General features: G+C 70.5%; 16 protein-coding genes. 6 read left to right on the top strand and 10 right to left on the bottom strand.

Annotated features, from left to right (window positions below; translation table 11 throughout):
- Positions 1-503 precede the first annotated feature (503 nt).
- Positions 504-1,004, top strand: a complete 501-nt coding sequence (locus ACZ68L_RS39030) for a nucleoside deaminase (protein WP_469587463.1) — start codon at positions 504-506, stop codon at positions 1,002-1,004.
- A 337-nt stretch (positions 1,005-1,341) separates the two neighbouring features.
- On the opposite strand, the gene ACZ68L_RS39025 is transcribed toward ACZ68L_RS39030, so the two are convergent.
- A complete protein-coding gene (locus tag ACZ68L_RS39025; protein WP_469587460.1) occupies positions 1,342-1,971 on the bottom strand; it encodes a ScbR family autoregulator-binding transcription factor in 630 nt (209 codons plus the stop codon).
- A 573-nt stretch (positions 1,972-2,544) separates the two neighbouring features.
- On the opposite strand from ACZ68L_RS39025, the gene ACZ68L_RS39020 reads away from it, so the two are divergent.
- Both ACZ68L_RS39020 and ACZ68L_RS39015 read left to right on the top strand, forming a co-directional pair.
- Positions 2,545-3,240, top strand: coding sequence for an HAD family hydrolase (locus ACZ68L_RS39020; protein WP_469587458.1), 696 nt, complete (start codon positions 2,545-2,547; stop codon positions 3,238-3,240).
- A gap of 473 nt (positions 3,241-3,713) precedes the next feature.
- Positions 3,714-3,944: a hypothetical protein gene (locus ACZ68L_RS39015; RefSeq protein ID WP_469587456.1), complete on the top strand. Its 231-nt coding sequence runs from the start codon at positions 3,714-3,716 to the stop codon at positions 3,942-3,944.
- Positions 3,945-4,183: 239 nt separating this feature from the next.
- On the opposite strand, the gene ACZ68L_RS39010 is transcribed toward ACZ68L_RS39015, so the two are convergent.
- From ACZ68L_RS39010 to ACZ68L_RS38990, 5 genes are all read right to left on the bottom strand, one after another.
- Positions 4,184-5,446: a hypothetical protein gene (locus ACZ68L_RS39010; protein ID WP_469587453.1), complete on the bottom strand. Its 1,263-nt coding sequence runs from the start codon at positions 5,444-5,446 to the stop codon at positions 4,184-4,186.
- Positions 5,447-5,980: 534 nt separating this feature from the next.
- Positions 5,981-7,225, bottom strand: a complete 1,245-nt coding sequence (locus ACZ68L_RS39005) for a cytochrome P450 family protein (protein WP_469587450.1) — start codon at positions 7,223-7,225, stop codon at positions 5,981-5,983.
- On the bottom strand, positions 7,222-8,178 hold the full coding sequence (locus ACZ68L_RS39000) for an amidohydrolase family protein (protein WP_469587446.1): 957 nt from the start codon (positions 8,176-8,178) through the stop codon (positions 7,222-7,224). Before ACZ68L_RS39000 ends, ACZ68L_RS39005 begins: the two co-directional genes overlap by 4 nt.
- On the bottom strand, positions 8,175-9,062 hold the full coding sequence (locus ACZ68L_RS38995; protein WP_469587443.1) for an NAD(P)-dependent oxidoreductase: 888 nt from the start codon (positions 9,060-9,062) through the stop codon (positions 8,175-8,177). Before ACZ68L_RS38995 ends, ACZ68L_RS39000 begins: the two co-directional genes overlap by 4 nt.
- Positions 9,059-9,397: an antibiotic biosynthesis monooxygenase family protein gene (locus ACZ68L_RS38990; RefSeq protein WP_376222165.1), complete on the bottom strand. Its 339-nt coding sequence runs from the start codon at positions 9,395-9,397 to the stop codon at positions 9,059-9,061. The genes ACZ68L_RS38995 and ACZ68L_RS38990 overlap by 4 nt, the downstream gene beginning before the upstream one ends.
- Before the next feature lie 348 nt (positions 9,398-9,745).
- Here ACZ68L_RS38990 and ACZ68L_RS38985 point away from each other — a divergent pair, with 348 nt between their 5' ends.
- The 3 genes from ACZ68L_RS38985 (at position 9,746) to ACZ68L_RS38975 (ending at position 13,001) form a co-directional block, all read left to right on the top strand.
- The gene (locus ACZ68L_RS38985) at positions 9,746-11,455 is read left to right on the top strand and encodes a SpoIIE family protein phosphatase (protein WP_469587468.1); all 1,710 of its coding nucleotides are present in this window, start codon (positions 9,746-9,748) and stop codon (positions 11,453-11,455) included.
- 365 nt (positions 11,456-11,820) lie between these two features.
- Positions 11,821-12,642, top strand: a complete 822-nt coding sequence (locus tag ACZ68L_RS38980; RefSeq protein ID WP_469587440.1) for an APH(3'') family aminoglycoside O-phosphotransferase — start codon at positions 11,821-11,823, stop codon at positions 12,640-12,642.
- A 95-nt stretch (positions 12,643-12,737) separates the two neighbouring features.
- On the top strand, positions 12,738-13,001 hold the full coding sequence (locus ACZ68L_RS38975) for an SDR family oxidoreductase (protein ID WP_469587437.1): 264 nt from the start codon (positions 12,738-12,740) through the stop codon (positions 12,999-13,001).
- 204 nt (positions 13,002-13,205) lie between these two features.
- On the opposite strand, the gene ACZ68L_RS38970 is transcribed toward ACZ68L_RS38975, so the two are convergent.
- From ACZ68L_RS38970 to ACZ68L_RS38955, 4 genes are all read right to left on the bottom strand, one after another.
- The gene (locus ACZ68L_RS38970; protein ID WP_469587434.1) at positions 13,206-13,556 is read right to left on the bottom strand and encodes a zf-HC2 domain-containing protein; all 351 of its coding nucleotides are present in this window, start codon (positions 13,554-13,556) and stop codon (positions 13,206-13,208) included.
- Between the two features lie 138 nt (positions 13,557-13,694).
- Positions 13,695-14,036, bottom strand: coding sequence for a hypothetical protein (locus ACZ68L_RS38965; protein ID WP_469587431.1), 342 nt, complete (start codon positions 14,034-14,036; stop codon positions 13,695-13,697).
- A gap of 147 nt (positions 14,037-14,183) precedes the next feature.
- On the bottom strand, positions 14,184-14,879 hold the full coding sequence (locus ACZ68L_RS38960; protein WP_469587428.1) for a response regulator transcription factor: 696 nt from the start codon (positions 14,877-14,879) through the stop codon (positions 14,184-14,186).
- Positions 14,851-16,089: a sensor histidine kinase gene (locus ACZ68L_RS38955; RefSeq protein WP_469587425.1), complete on the bottom strand. Its 1,239-nt coding sequence runs from the start codon at positions 16,087-16,089 to the stop codon at positions 14,851-14,853. The genes ACZ68L_RS38960 and ACZ68L_RS38955 overlap by 29 nt, the downstream gene beginning before the upstream one ends.
- Between the last annotated feature and the right edge of the window lie 167 nt (positions 16,090-16,256).

The raw sequence follows: 16,256 nt of genomic DNA, 5'->3' as shown, positions 1-16,256 counted from the left end.
TCCGACCGGCCCTGTCGCGGTCTCCCGCAACGACAGCCATGGTTAACGCCCCACCGAACCCGACGCAAGAATGTGACGTACTACCCAACTTAGGATAAATGTCCGAAACTTACCTTTTTGCGACATTTACGCGCTGTTTGAAGGGCCCTGCTTCTACTACTCGCCTTAGGATGTGACGCGGCTCCTATGGGTGGCGTCACATTCAACGGGCCACAACCGGCCCCTGCGGAGCCCCGGCAGCACCCGAGCGGAGGCAGCCGAGCGGAGCAGTTCCCCCCTCCCACGGACCGGGCGGGCCGAGCGCGTCGACGGCGGCCCCTCACCTCTCGGGCGGGGCGGCGCACCGTGTCCGGCGCACCCGTGCGGACTCCCCCATCACGGGGCGATGGACGCCACCGATCGCCGCGATGGCTCACATCTCTTGGACGCCGCAGGTCAGGGCCTGACACGGTGAGTCCCACGGCGGCGCGGGCCCGATCCCGCGCACGTGAGAGGAGCGAGTCGTGTCGACTGTTGAACTGACCGGTGCGGAACACCAGCACCTGGAGCGAGCCGTGACGCTGGCGGCCGAGGCACTGAGGGCCGGGGACGCGCCGTTCGGCTCCGTTCTGGTGAGCGCCGAAGGCCAGATCCTCGCCGAGGACCGCAATCGCGTGAACAGTCTCGGCGACAGCACACGTCATCCGGAGTTCGAACTCGCCCGTTGGGCCGCCGCGAACCTCACGGCGGACCGGCGGGCCGAGACCACCGTCTTCACCTCCGGTGAGCACTGCCCCATGTGCTCGGCCGCACACGGCTGGGTCGGCCTCGGCCGCATCGTCTACGCCCATTCCGCGACCCAGCTGACTCAGTGGCTGGCCGAGCTGGGTGTGCTGTCGTCTCCGGTTCGCTCCCTGGCGGCCCCCGACGTGGTGCCGGGCCTCATGGTCCAGGGGCCCGTACCCGCTCTGGCCGAACGTCTGCGAGAAATGCACCGGGCCTTCCACCTGGCACCGCGCGGGTGACGTGATCACGAGCCTTGTCGAGGCGGGGCCGTGCCAGGTCCGGGACCGGCTTTCAGGACGGGTCCGGCTCGGCGGGGCAGGCGGTGTGGGCCGCGACCCTCCGCGGACGCGCCCCGACCCGCATCCGGGCGGGTGGAGGCGGCACACGGCCGCCGTCGATGCCGTCGCACACCTCAGCGGCTGCCCGACGTCCCGCCCGCGTCGCACGGCAGCGGACCTGCCGGTGCACGAGGTTGTGAGCGCCTCCCCCATCCACGCCGACCTTCCCCTCGGCCCAGCGAAGCCGTACACGACTCTCTCGCCTGCTGACCGCCTCGGTCGTCCGCCCATCGCCCCGTCACTCGGGGCAGCGCGCCCGCGCCCGCGCGATCAGGGCGGCAGGGTCGGGGCGCGCCTGCAGCGCGTTCAGAACGAGAAGCCACCACTGGTGCAGCCGGGCCGCGAGCACCCGCTCCCCCGCCACCTCGTCGGTCAGGCTGTACAGGCCGAAGAACGCGCACACGAGTGTCGTGGCGGTGCTCGACGGCTCGACGCCCTCTGCGAGTTCCCCCTGGGCGCGGGCATCGGCGAGCAGTCGTGTGACGGCCGCGGTCCAGGCGGCGAAGGGTGCGGGCACAGCCGCGTCGATGCTGTGACGTTCGGCCCACAGCCGGGCACCGGCGCGGGCAATGACGTCCTCGCGCAGGGCCCTGGCGACTTCGAAGCTGAGGGTGACGAGCTTCTCCAGCGGCGGGACCTCCGGGGCCGCGTAGTGTCCGACCAACTGCGGCCATGCGGCGAACTGTTCGCGAACGACGGCGAGGGCGAGCTTCTCCTTGCTGGAGTAGTGGAAGTAGATGGCACCGCTGGTCTTTCCCGAACGGCCGCTTATGTCGCTGATACTGGTGCCCACGTACCCCCGTTCGAGAAAGAGCTGCGCCGCGGCTTCCAACAGGGATCTCCGGGTAGCTCGCGCCCTGTCCTGCACGTATGTTCCACCTTCGATAATGTGCGCCATTCATGCGACGCAAGAGAGTGCCACACCCGCGCACACACGGCCCCACACCGTCGGTCGCGGAATTCTTATTATTCTTCGACCGTGCGTACATGTGGGTGACATCGAGGAAGTCCGCACTCCCACGCAGGCCCATTCCTGCACCACTCTGCCGTCACATGGACCGATAGCAAGCAATTTGACGAGCTTGCACAAATAACAGATGAATTGTCCGTGTTTCTGGGGCGCACACAGCCCCCGCCGGCCTCACCACGCCTCACTCCCGCTCTGCGACCGGCCCGCACCAAAGCACTCGAAATGGTGATTGCGCACTTCTTCTCCGCGAAATTAACGTAATGAGCACGATGTTTTCGGGCTCACTCCACAGGGCGGACGGCGCCCTGGGCGGCGGGCTCCACGGAGGCGAATAGACCGCCTTCGCACGCGGTCATCGATTTCCCCTCGACATCCACGTCCCAGCAGTCGAGCGCGTCTCTCCCGCAGTCCGGCATCTCATTGATCCCATGGAAGACCGGGGTCGGCGCACTCTCCGAGAACGGCAGAGAAATGACAGCTGATCGCATCCTCAACTGGTCCCCGGCCGCCATCGTCTTCGATTGCGACGGAACTCTGATGGATACCGAACGCCACTGGCAGGACGCCCGTATCCGCGTCTTCCGCGAATTCGGCCTCAAGCCTCCGGCCGGTTTCGCGGAGCGAGCGAAGGGAGTGCACTACACCGACTGCGGAAGCCTCATGGCCCGGGAAACCGGGAAGCCGGAGCTCACCGGGGCCATGACCGATTCGCTGCTCCGGCATTTCACGGCGCTGGTCGCCGCGGACCCCGTCACCATGCCCGGCGCGGCGGCTCTGGTCCGGCTGGCCGCCTGTCATCTGCCACTCGCGGTGGCCAGCAACTGCCCGCTGGACGTGGTGGAATCCTGCCTGGAACGGGCCTCGCTGCTGGATCGCTTCGACCACATCGTCGTCGCGGGCGACGCGTTACGGCCCAAGCCCCACCCTGACGTCTACGCCGCCGCGGCGGACCTCTGCGGCGTGCGCCCTCAGGACGCGCTGGCGGTGGAGGACTCGGTCACCGGTATCGAGTCGGCGCGAAGCGCCGGCCTGCGCGTACTGGGTGTCGGACCACGTCCTGCCGGCAAAGGAGAGGACCGGGCCGATCTGTGGGTCGACGCCCTGAGTGACCCCGGGTTGGTGGCCTGGGCCCATGCTCGGATCGTGGAGGCCGACCCCCGCGCGTGAGATGGCGGGCGCCGCGTGAGATCCGTGCGCACGCACGCCGCCCCCGCTCACGTCGCCACCAGGTCGTGTCGTGGGGGGGGGGGGGGGGGCGGCGCCCGGCGCGGCGGCCGGCGGGGGGGGGGGGGGGGGGGGGGGGGGGGGGGCGGGGGGGGGGGGGGGGCGGGGCCCGCCGCGGCCCGTGTTCTGGGCGCGGCCCGGCGGCCCCCCCGCCCCCCCCCCGCCCCCCGCGGCGTCCGACGGGATCGTCCGGCGACGGGGCGAACGGTCATGGACCGGAGCCGCCGCGACCGGTTCGCACCGCTTCGGCATCGTCGTGGGCCCGGCTCGCGGCGGCGTGGTCGACGGCCAAGGCGTGTGCCTCGGCCCAGGGTGTCGAGGGCCACGGCCGGCCAAGTGCTGGAGCCGATCTGTCGCCAGGGCATGTTGGGCCTCCGGGCGCCGCCGGGCTCTCCGGCGGGCACGTCCAGGCGACGGTGTGCATCCGTTCGGCGGGCGCCGACTTCAACGACTCGTACGACAACTACGTGCAGGACTACCAGGCCGACGGCGTCGCGGCCCGCGCGTACGTCACCACCCCCGGCTTCAGCTACGGGCCGCTCGCCACCGACGACACCTCCGCCTCCGGCGGCCGGACCATCCTCTGGGAGTCGACCGATGACAGGCGTCCACGTGTGGGGGTGCCTCGACAAGTCCTACCTGGGTGACAGCGGCGCTCGCTGCGCGTCCGACGTCACCTACGCGTGATCGCGGCCCGCCCGCCGGGGCGTCCGCGCCCCTTGATCAGGAGGCGGCAGAGGAGCCGGCTGCCCGTGCCGTCGAGCACGGGCAGCCGGCTCCTCGGGGACGGTCCTGCCCGGCCCGCCCGTACTCGGCGCAGGCCCCCGCGGTTCGCGAACCGGGGCGGGTCCGCCGACCGTCACGGCCAACGCGTTGTCGGGGCCCCTCAGGCTCCGCGCTTCTCCCGCCGTACCTCCTCGGTCAGCTCGTCCACCTTGCCCAGGGCCACGGCCCGCGCGTCGATCTCGGCCCAGGCCCGCATCGAGACGCGGTAGGGAACCGGGCGGTTGGACGCGCGGGACTCCGCTTCGGCCTGGGCCTTGAGGCGTGCGTGCTCGGTGGCGTAGACCGGTCCCGCCTCCGGGACCGAGCACGACAGGTTTCCGCTCGACGTGCTGCCGGTGAAACGGACGACGGTCGGCGGGCTGGTGCACCTGCCGGCCGGCCTGCCGTTGATGGTCACGGTCGCGGTCAGAACGGCGGTGACCTTGCCGACGACGACGTGCGCCCCGTTCTCCCGGGGAATCATCTTGCCCGTGAACGCCTCCCGGACGGAGCAACCGGAAGCGCCGCAGTTCAGCGAGCCACCGGTCTTGAGCGTGAAGTCGACGCTCTCGTCGACCGCGTCGCCGAGTCTGCGGATGTACTCCTCCAGCAGGGCGAACATCGCCTCGGACTGCGCACCGGTGACCGGCTCCAGTTCCAGGCCTTCGGAGTCGCCCGCCTTCAGCGGGCCCTGGGTGACCTCGGGAAGCACGGGCTGCTCTCCCTGCTCGGTGGCTTCCCGGATCCGCTTGGACAGATCATGGAAGTCGTACGGCTCCAGCCGCAGCACCCGGTAAGGCGGTTTCCTGGTGACGACCAGGCTGCCGACGGAGGTGTCGGCCCGCAGCGCCGGTACCCCGTGCACGGTCAGGGGTGGTGAGTCCGGGTCGTCCGCCCGGGGGAAGTGGTCCACGTCGTCCAGGGCGCGGGCGAGGTAGGCGGCCAACTCCTTGGGGGAGATGTACTGCTGAAGCGCCTCGTCAAGGGTGGCCGTGCCACCGATCGGATTGACCATCCACCTGCCCGGTCCGTTCTGCGCGTCCTTCGGCAGGCTGTCCTTCTCGTAATCGTGGGCTTTCTTCCACCGGGTGTACGTCTTCCCGTCGATTCTGAGGACGTCCTGCTCCAGGTTCTTCAGGCGGTCGCCGTATCCCGCGCTGCCGAACTTCTTGCCGGACGCGGTCACCGTGACGTCCCTGACCGTGATGCCGGCGATCGCCGTGTCCTTGTAGTGCAGCCCTTTGGCGACCGCGAGACTCGCCACCGCCTTGTCGAACGGTTTGCGGTCGCCCTTCGTTGCCGCTTTGTCCTCGGAGCCGCCGAACAGCCAGACCGTCAGGCCCACGAGCAGAGCCAGTACAACGGCTCCGACAACGCCGATCACGAGGGCTCGGTTTCGTCGCGACGGCTGTGATGTCCCGTTCGTGGCTCCGGGATCCTGCGCCTGCGGCGCCATCGGCGGGCCCGGCGCCACCGGCGGGCCCGATGCCACCGGCGGGCCCGATGCCTCCTTCGTGTCCTGCGTCTCGTGGCTCTCGTGCGTCGGTTCCGGTTCCGTCACGGCTGCCCCCTCGCCAACTTGCGGGCGCCGCTCCGTGAGCACCCCTGAAGTTGTTGACGCAGCGTCAGAGGAGCTCGGTTCCATCGGTGTTCGAGGGCGGGCACACCGGCGCGACATGAACCCCAGGAGGACGAAGCGAGCCGGTGGGCAGTCTCCTTGCTCCACGAACCAACCTTGTTTCAGGCAGAGTTGGGGCAAGCTACCGAGACTGCCCACCGGCCCGGCGGGCACCGTGATCGGCATCCGGGCGACGCGGGGGACAGCCGTCAGGAAGACGGACGCGTTCGCGCGGTGGTCGACCGCGCCGTGAGCGGACGCGCGGCGGATGAACGGATACCGGTCTCCTCCGACCGCCGGTCACGGCATGGCGGGCTCAAGCACGACAGGCAGCTCCGCGAGGCCTCGGAAGGCAGGGAACGGAACCTCCATCCAGAGCGCCTCACGCGCGGGGTCCGCCAGAGCGGCCCTCGGGAACCGGCTGAACAGACCCGTGAGAGCGAGTTGCGTCTCCAGTCTGGCCAGTGGCGCTCCCAGGCAGTAGTGGATGCCGTGGCCGAACCCCAGATGGGCGCTTTGCGCGTTCTCGGGGCGCGTCACATCGAAGGCGTCCGGTGTGTCGAACTTCCGCGGGTCGCGGTTGGCCGAGCTGAGCGCGATCTGCACCAGGGAGCCCTTGGGAATCCGCGTCCCGGCGATCTCTACATCCTCGGTCGCGAAACGGAACGTCGCGCTCTCCACCGAACCGTCGTAGCGCAGCAGTTCCTCCACCGCCGGTCCGACCAGCTCCGGGTCCTGCTGCACGGCGCGGAGCTGCGCGGGGTGGGTGAGGAGATGGTGGACGCCGTTGCCGATGAGGTAGGCGGCCGTCTTGTGCCCCGCGAACATCAGCAGGAACGCGGTCGAGATCAGTTCCTGCTCGGTGAGGCCGCCGTTCTCGTCCCGGGCCTCGACGAGCGCGCTGAGCAGGTCCTCTCCTGGACGGCTGCGCTTGCGCGCGAGGAGTTCCGCGAAGTACGCGTGCAGGCCCTCCTCCGCCATCTGCTGGGCCTGCTTGGCTTCCTTGCCGAACCCTGTCTGCGCCACCGTGGTGGACAGGCGTTGCAGCTCCGGCCGTTCTTCCTGCGGCACACCGAGCAGTTCGCAGATCACGATGATCGGCAGCGGGAACGCGAACGCGGGCAGCAGGTCGACGGGTTCACGGGTCGCGCAGCCGTCCAGCAGCGTCTCGACGACGTCCTGGATCCGCGGACGCAGGGACTCCACGCGGCGCGGGGTGAACGTGGAGCCGACGAACTTGCGCAGCCGGGTGTGCTTGGGCGGATCGGAGTTGAGCATGTGGTCGTCCAGAGCCACGGACGAGTCACCGAAGATCCTCCGGTAGGCGTCCATGGCCCCGTACATGTCCTTGCTCAGCCGCGGATCCGTCAGGGCGGCCCGCGCGTCCTCGTACCGCGTGATCAGGTACGTGTCGATGCCGTGCGGCGGCCTCATGGGGCAGACGGGCGCCGTGTCCCTGAGGTTCGCGTAGACCGGATGCGGGTTCCGGCGGAACTCGGGGGTGCACCGCTCGGCCGCGGCGACCGGATCGTCCACGGTGGTCACGGTCGGCTCCTGAGGTCGAAGAGGGCCTCGGCGTTGCCGCCGAGGATGAGCTGCTGGGCCGCCTTGTCGACGGGCAGCTTCTCGATCAGGCGCAGGAGCTCCTCCAGCGGTACGGACATCGGCGGCGAGTCCGTGCCGAACAGCATCCGCTCCGGCCCCAGCACCTCCGCGTTGAGGCCCAGATGCGCCGGGCTGAACGTGCTGGTGTCGACGTACATGCGCTGCAGTGCCCCGCCCGGGTCTGCCGCCGCCGGGGCGTCGGGCTGCGTCGAGGGTGCGCCGGCGCCCCAGTGTCTGGGACGTGCCGCCGTCTGCAGGCGTTCCGGCAGCAGCGCCATCGCGCCGCCTCCTGTGGCACCGATCAGGCGCAGGCCGGGATATTTGTCCAGCCATCCCGCGAACGCGATCATGGCCATGCCCATGGTGACGTCCCCGAACCGGCCGATCTGTTCGACGAAGCCGAAGTCGTCGACCCGGTCCGTGCCGATCGGTTCGGCCGGAGCGTGCACCAGGACCGGCACTCCCGTCTCGGCGGCGAGCGCGAAGAAAGAGTCGGCGCGCGGCGAGCCGAGCAGTTCGCCGTGGACGCTGGAGGTGGTGATCAGGCCGACGAACGCGGGGTCCTCCAGGGTCTCCCTGACTCCTTCCAGGTGGTCGTCGTCGCCGAACGGGTTGGCGTACACGTACCCGCGCAACTGGTCCGGGAAGGAGGCGATCAGGCCCGACATCCAGCTGTGGAAGCCGCGGAGCCGGTCTCGTGGTTGCGCGTAGTTGTCGACGCCCGGGACTCGCGCCATGGCACCGGCGCCGACCGGACTGCCGATGATGGTGAGGTCGATTCCGGCCCGGGCGCGGGCGGCGAGCATGCCGTCGACGTCGGTCAGGCTGGGGGGCATGGGGAAGCGTCGTGCGGCATCCGGCGGGGACAGGTGTCCATGGATGTCGATGATCATGTGTGTGTTCCCTGGTTCGATGCGAGTGCGTGGACGACGGCGACACAGTCCTCGTCGCCATGTCCCTGGTCGGCGGCGCGGACGTGGGTCTGCGCGGCTGCGTCGACGAGCGGAAGCCGCAGTCCGGCCGCGGCGGCCTGGTCCGCGGCGAGCAGCAGGTCCTTGGCCATCAGGCTCAGCCGGAAGTCGGGCTCGTCGAAGCGCCCGGCTGCCAGTCGCTTGGACTTGAACGCCATGACGGGCGAGGCGAAGCCGCTGCCCGCGATCGTGCTGAGGACGAGCTTCGGGTCGAGCCCGGTGACGGACGCCAGCTCGACCGCTTCGGCCAGGGCCTGCACCTCGATCCCCATCAGCAGGTTGAGGAGCAGCTTCATCCGCATGCCGGAACCGAGTTCGCCGAGGTGGACGACCTCCTTGCCCAGCAGTTCGAGCAGCGGCCGCCCCGCGGTGAAGACCCGCTCCTCGCCGCCGACGAACAGCCGCAGATCACCGCTGCGGGCGTGCTCCCGGTTGCCCAGCATGCCGACGTCCAGAACGGAGTCGATCTTGCTGGTGAGACGGACGACCTCCTCCGGTGCGACCGTGCTGGCGCAGACCAGGGTGCCTGGGTACGGGCTCCCGGTCAGGATCCCGTCCGGTCCGTGCAGCACGGCGGCGAGGGCTTCGCCGTCGGTCACGGTGCAGATGGCCGCGCTCGTGCCCTCGACGGCGTCGGCCGGATGCGTCGCGGCGACGGCGCCGGCGCGGGCGAGCGGTTTTGTCCGCTCCGCGGTGCGGTTCCAGACCCGGACCTCGACACCCTGGTCGAGAAGCCGGGTGGCCAGGCCGGTGCCCATCGTGCCGAGGCCGAGGACGGCGACGGGGCCGGTGACGGGTTGCGTCATGACTTCACCCCTACGGTCTCCTGAATGACCCGGTACCGCAGCGACTGGGTCTGGTCGACCCAGGCCCGCAGCGGAGCCAGCAGTGCGCGGTGGTCCTCGCCCTGTTGCCAGGCGAAGAAGTGCTCGGGCGTCTCCCACTCGCTGGTGATCACCCACTGCCGGGAGTCGTCGAGGGGTTCTCCCAGCCGGTCGATGATGTGCCCGGGGACGCTGGCGACGGACTTCCGTATCCGCTCGTACGCGTCGAGGAATCCTTGCTCACCGCCCTCGATGACGTGGACCGTGTACACGACGGACAGTTGGTCGGCCGAGCGGCCGTTCTGCTCAGGGCGCATGTCTCCTCCTGGAAGGCGGGATCCGGCGGATCTCGACTTCCACAGATTCATGGCTCCCGTGTCCGGGCAACTCCGAGGTGGGGACAGCCCAATGGGGACAAGGGACCTTGCTGGCCCGGTCGGGTGAGGGCCGTCGGGTCCGCCCCGAGGCGGTCCCGGACACCTCACACCACATCGGTGCGGAGCGGATGAGCCGGGGCCGCACCGTCCATTGCGGCGAACGGGGCGAAGGTCCTCCCGTCGGCCCCGTGCCGCTCCACGCGGGTGCGGATGCGCGGCGAAGGTGTGCGGTCGACGATTGAGGCCCAGGAGCAGCGCGTGATCCGCTCCCCGCCTCAGGAGGTCGATGTGCAGGCCGATGAGTACGCCGAGAGCCCGCTGCCGTTCGACGTATCCGTCCTCACCACCCTCTTCGACGGAGCACCTGCCGGGATCGCCCTGTACGACACCGATCTGCGCTATCTGTACGTCAATCCCGCACAGGCCCGGATCAACGGCCTGCCGGCCGCCGAGCACCGCGGCCGGAGCATCAACGCCGTGCTGCCCGAGTTCGACGAGCGCCAGGAAGTGCTCCGCTCGGTGCTCGACGACGGGCGGCCCCGCGACACGACATTCAGCGGACTGACGCGCGAACTGACCGGGAAGGACAGGCGGTACTGGCGCGGGAGCTATTACCGGATCGAGGCGGGTGGCCGGTGCCTGGGCCTGGTGGGGATCGTGCTGGAGACCAGTTCGGCCCATCACCAGCGGGAGGACCTGGAACGGACCCGGCGCTACCTGACGCTGCTGAACACGGCGTCCGTCAGTATCGGCACGACGCTGGACATCGACACCACCTGCCGGGAACTGGCGGAGTTCGTGGTGCCCGCGCTGGCCGACGTCGCGTCCGTCGAGGTGTTCCCGCCGGACATCGGCCACGTCGTGCGCCGCCCGCCGGCCGGGGTGCTCCGGATGCGCCGCGCGGCCCTGGCCATGTCTCCGGGCGTCCGCGAGAACCTGGGCGGACACTTCCAGGAACCGGGCGAGTACGTGGACTACCAGGAGGACTCGGTCGTGCAGCGCTCCCTGGCGACCAACCAGCCGGTGCTGGAGGACCTCAGTGCCGAAGAGCCCGGCCGGTCCGGCACGACGCCGGAAAGGGCTGCCGCCCACCGTGTGCTGGGTCTGCACTCCATGGTCGTCGTCCCTCTGACCGTGCGCGGGAACCCCCAGGGCGTCCTCGGACTCGGTCGTACGGGCGACTCCCCCGCCTTCACCGCGGACGAGGACGTGATCGTCGCCCGCGAGCTCGCCGGGCGCACGGCCGTCGACCTCGACCACGCCCGCCGGTACGCGCACGAGCACGGCATCGCCCTGGAACTTCAGCGCTCGCTTCTCTCCGAACCGCGCGGCCAGCACCCGCACATCGAGATCGCGACCCGCTATCTGCCGGCCGAGCGCGATGTGCTGGTCGGCGGCGACTGGTTCGACGTCATCCCGCTGAAGGACGGACGCCACCTCAAAGCCATGGGCGATGTGATGGGGCACGGCGTCGAGGCCGCCGTCGCCATGAGCCACTACCGGTCGCTGCTGCGCATGCTGGCCGCGGACGAACTGCCGCCGCACCGCATCCTGGAACGGCTGGACACCATGGTGGAACGCTCGGGGCTCGACCGTGCGGCCACCTGCCTGATCGCGGTCGTCGACCGGCTCGCCGGAGTCTGTGAAGTGGCCAGCGCCGGGCACCTGCCGCCCGTCTTCATCGATCCGGGCGGCACCGGGGCGCACATCGCGGAGCTGCCCGTCGGGCCACCGCTGGGCACCGGCTACGGACGATACGAGGCCCGGGTGCTGCCCTGCGGCCCCGGAACCGTGTTGTTCATGTACACCGACGGGCTCGTGGAGCGCCGGAACGAGGCGATCGACGTGTCCGTCGGACGGCTGGCGTCACTGCAACTGCCCGCGAGCGGACGCCTGGAGGATCTGCTGGACGAGGTGCTGAACCGGTTCGGTGACGACGCGGAGGACGACATCGCGGTCCTCGCCTCCCGGATCCGCACCGACGAGCGACCGGCTTGATGCGGACGGCCACGAGCGCGTGCCACGGGCGGCGATCGCCTGGCGGACAGGCGGGACGGGCCGTGGTCGCGGCACAGGCCGTCGGCGGGGACGGGGCTGAAGTCATCGGGTCCCGCGCCGAAAGCCGGGCGCGTCGGCCGGTCTAAGGGCTGTCCCGTCATCCGTGGTGGATCAGCGCGCGGCGTCGGATGCGGTGCATCGCAAGGCGGAGGAACATCCGCATACCGGATGTATGCGGACGTCCCGACAACGCGGCGAGGTGCCGTAGCTGTCGTCGTTCGCCCGCCAGGGATGACGGGACAGCCCTCAGTGCTGTAGCCGGAGAGGAAAGCCGGTGAACCCCTCAGGTCACTAGAGTGGCCGCCATGAGCGATCACCCCGGATCCCGGACCGTTTCGCCGGTGCTGATGGGCGCGGGTGGTGGTGACGGCGACTGGCTGCCCGTCACGGCGGGCGAGTCGGGGGCCGCCGTCTTCCGGAGCGCGGACGGCACCCGCTACGCCAAGTGCGTGGCCGCCGCGGACGTGGCCGACCTGAAGGCCGAGCGCGACCGGATCGCCTGGTTGACCGGCCAGGGCGTCCCTGGGCCACGCGTGCTCGACTGGCACTCCGGCGATGCGGGCGCCTGCCTGGTGTCCGGTGCCGTCTCCGGTGTGCCCGCCGACCGGGTGTCCGCGGCGGACCTGCGAGATTCCTGGGAACGCGTCGCGGACGCGGTCCGCCTGCTGCACGAGGTGCCCGTACGGCAGTGCCCGTTCCGCCGGGGCCTGGACGGGATGGTCACCCTGGCACGCGACGTCGTGGCACGCGGCGCGGTGAACCCCGAGTTCCTCCCCGTCCAGCAACAGCACACCCCGGCCGCGGAGCTGCTGGCCCGCCTGGTACCGCAGGTCGGGCGGCGACGGGACCAGGAGGCAGCCGACACGGTCGTCTGTCATGGAGACCTGTGCCTGCCCAACATCGTCCTCGACCCGCGGACCCTCGACGTGTCGGGCTTCATCGACCTGGGCCGCCTCGGGCTGGCGGACCGCTACGCGGACCTGGCGCTGCTGCTCGCCAACGCGCGGGAGACTTGGCCGGACGAGAAGCAGGCGCGTGCCGCGGACGCGGAGTTCGCCGAGAGGTACGGCATCGCCCTCGACCGGCTGCGCTTCTACCTCCATCTCGACCCGCTCACCTGGGGATAGGGCTTGTGCGGGACGGCTCACAGGCCTCGACGGCAGCCGCCCCGCACACTCCCCCTCACCGCCATTGGTGGCGTGTCCGGAGCCCGCTGCGGCCGATGCTCCGGCGTGCCTCAGCTCTTCGGGGAGAAGCGCAACCGCGTGGCCGCCGGCGCGCCGAGGGCCAGCAGGACGACGGACACCCCCAGGCCGAACAGATGGCGCTGCGCCGCCGCACTCCCCGTGGCCGCCTCGGCCGCCCGGAGGACATCGCGCATCTTGCCCTCTTCCTCGCCTCCGGCGTGTCCGCGAACATCACGGGCCAGGTGGTGGTCAGCGACGGCGGCTGGACGGCCGACGGCTATGCGATGGCGCCGGGCTGAAGGTGCCCGGCGGGGCGCCTCTGTAGCGGAGGCCGTGCACCAGGCCCGCGGTCCCGAACGGCTGCCGCGCTTCCCTCAGGCTGGACGAAGAGTGCGCGTCCCTCACGCTTGACGAAGAGTGCCGGGGCACCGTCTCCGGGGCGGTAGGACCGCTCCGGAGACGGTGCGCCCTGACCGCCCCCACGCTCGTCGTCACCCCCCTCGTCAGCTCCGGCCTCCGATCCTCGCGGTCCTGCTGACCCATTGGGAGAGGGTGAGCTGTGTGGCCCCGGTCGTACGGACCGGACCGCGTCGGCAGGGTGCCACACGGTGGCGTTCCGCCTGGCCTTCCTCGCGCGCCCCGTGCTGCCGGCCGGTGCTGTCGGCGAGAGCCTGGCGGAGAAGGAACAGGTGAGCGGGCACGGCTTCGCTGCAGTCGTACCCGCCCCGGCACGTGGCGCAGGTCGCCAGGTGAGCTCCCACCGCGATCGCTTCGTCGGCCGCCGGGACGGGGATGTCGTGTTCTTCGGCCGGTCGTTCACTGGTCGTACGGTCGTTCCTGGTTGCAGTAAGCATGGGAGGGATCCTTCCTGTGCCGAGGTGCCGAGAGTGTCGGGGGACGCCAAGGTGCCGGGTTGTGCCGGTCGCGCGGGCATCTGGGCCGCGGGGCCGGTCGTGAGTGTGGCGACTGCCGCTTCTGTCCCCGCGCGCGGTTCAGGCGTCGTATCGCACGAGAATCCGGGCGCCGATGCCGAGGAGGGCGGTCGCGTACGCGGCGAGGAGTGGCAGGCGTGTCCGCGACGGGAGAACGGGACCGCTCGACCACGGAAGAGGGAGGCGACGCAGGCCGCAGTGCTCGACGCGAGGACGGCGTCCGTGGCGGTCGTCGGCACGTGCAGTCGGCGGGGAAACACGGTGAGTACGGCCCGTGTGGTCGCCCGTGTGGCTGCCCATGGCCGCCCTGGCGGCGAGCAGAGCGACCGGCACGTGGGGCGCGGTGTGCGGGCCGATCGATGCGGCGTCGTATCGCTTGGTCGTGCAGTGGGCTTCGATCATGGCGAAACCTCCGTTCGCCCTCTCACCTTCGCCCAGGAACGGCCCTTCGCACATCGTCCCCCCGCAGCGATTCCCGCCTACCACGACTGCGGTATCCGGTGCTCGCGCCTACGACCGGGACCCGCGCGCGCCTACCCGCGCCGACGCTCACACGGACGCCTGTGAGGGCCCTGATTCCGGCGCCGGAGTGACCAGGCCGCACTGATAGGCGATGACGACGAGCTGGGCCCGGTCACGCGCCGACAGCTTGGTCATGGCCCGGTTGACATGGGTCTTGGCGGTCAGAGGACTGACGAACAAATGTTCTGCGATGTCGTCGTTCGACAACCCCAGCGCCACCAGCGCCACGACATCGCGTTCCCTCCGCGTCAGGCACTCCAGCCGCTCGTGCACATCCGCCGGACATGGGTCCGGTTGCGCGAGGAAGCGCTTGATCAGCGCACGCGTCGCCGCCGGGGACAGCAAGGCCTCGCCCACGGCGATCGTACGGACGGCTTCGAGAAGCTCCTCGGGCCGGGCCCCCTTGCCGAGAAAACCGCTCGCACCGGCGCGCAGGGCCTCGGCGACGTGCTCGTCGTCCTCGAAGGTGGTCAGGATGAGCACCTTCACTCCGGTGAGGTCCTCGGACTCGCTGATGAGCCGGGTGGCGTCGAGACCGTCCATCTCCGGCATGCGGATGTCCATCAGGACCACATCGGGGCGCTCCGCACGCGCCAGTTCCAATGCCTCCTGCCCATTGGACGCCTCCCCCACCGTCTCCATGTCGTCCGTGGAGTCGAACAGCATCCTGAACGTGCCTCGCAACAGGGCCTGGTCATCGGCAAGCAGTACACGAATCGTCATGCCCGTCCCTCCTCGGCGGTTTTCCCATGACCAGACCGGGACGGAGCGGCAGTTCGGCCATCACGGTGAAGCCCCCCTCCGGGCGCGCTCCCGCGTACAGCCGGCCCCCGACCGTGGAGGCGCGCTCACGCATCCCGATCAGCCCGTGGCCGGTCCCCGGACGGACGTGGTTCCCCCCGGTTCGTCCATCGTTCTCGACGGTGATCGTCAGTTGCTCAGGGCGGTAGTGCAGGACCAGCCGGGCGTGGTCGGACCCCGCGTGCTTGTGCACGTTCGTCAGGGCCTCCTGCACGATGCGGTACGCGGCCAGATCCACCGCCGGGGCCAGCGGTTCGGCGATGCCCCGCCGGGTATGGCTCACGTTCAGACCGGCGCGTTCGAACGACGCCAGGAGCGCCGGTATGCGGGCGAGCCCCGGCATCGGATCACGCGGCGCGACCGGATCGCCGGACTGCCGCAGCAGCCCCACGGTCACCCGTAGTTCGTCCAGCGCGGACCGGCTGGTGTCCCGGATGTCTTCCAGTGCGGCCAGGATCTGTTCCGGCCGTCGATCCACCAGATGAACGGCCACGCCCGCCTGAGCGTTGATCAGGGCGATGTGGTGCGCGACGATGTCGTGCAGCTCGCGGGCGATGCGTACCCGCTCCGCCGCCACTCGTTGCTGCGCCTCCTGCTCACGCGTGCGCTCCGCGTGTTCCGCCCGCTCCTCCACGGCCACCACATAGGCACGCCGTGAGCGCACCCCGTCCCCGACGGCAGCCGGCAGAGCCGTCCACGCCAGCATCGCCGCGTTGTCGGGGGCCAGCCATGAGCGCGGATCGCACAGCACGGCGGCGCCCACCAGAATGGCGGCCGAGGCCGATGCCGCCGTCCAGGTGGCACGCCGGTCGGTCAGCGCGGCCACGGTGTAGACCGACACCAGAACCGGGCTGATCACCAGCGGACTTTCCCGGAACCCGAGCACCTGAAAGGCCACCCCGCAGCCAACCGCGACGGCCAGTACGCCAAAAGGGTGACGGCGCCGCCACAGCAGCGCGGAGCAACCGAGACCGGCCAGCACCACGGCCGGCCACCGCAAGGAGAACTCGTGTTGATGCGGTACGACCGAGGAGGCCACGACCGAGAGCACGAACAGCACCGTCACGCCCAGTGCGTCCATCAGACCGCTCCGGGCCCGCGTCCCGCGTCTCCAACCGCTGATCACCGCCATGCCACCACCGTAGGGTCGACGGCCGCATCGGGCATCGTGTCGCACGACGCATGGGCCTCGGCTGCCGACTCCCGCCCGTTCGCCGAGCCGGCGGCGGCGCAATACCGTGCGAGCGCGCCCGCTCCTTGTTCAGGGTGCGTACGGCGGTCTCCTTCGCGTGCTCGTCC

This window comes from Streptomyces sp. NPDC104309, from assembly GCF_055584025.1.
Note: the sequence above shows the minus strand (reverse complement) of the source record. Positions and strands in the feature narration are given on the sequence as shown.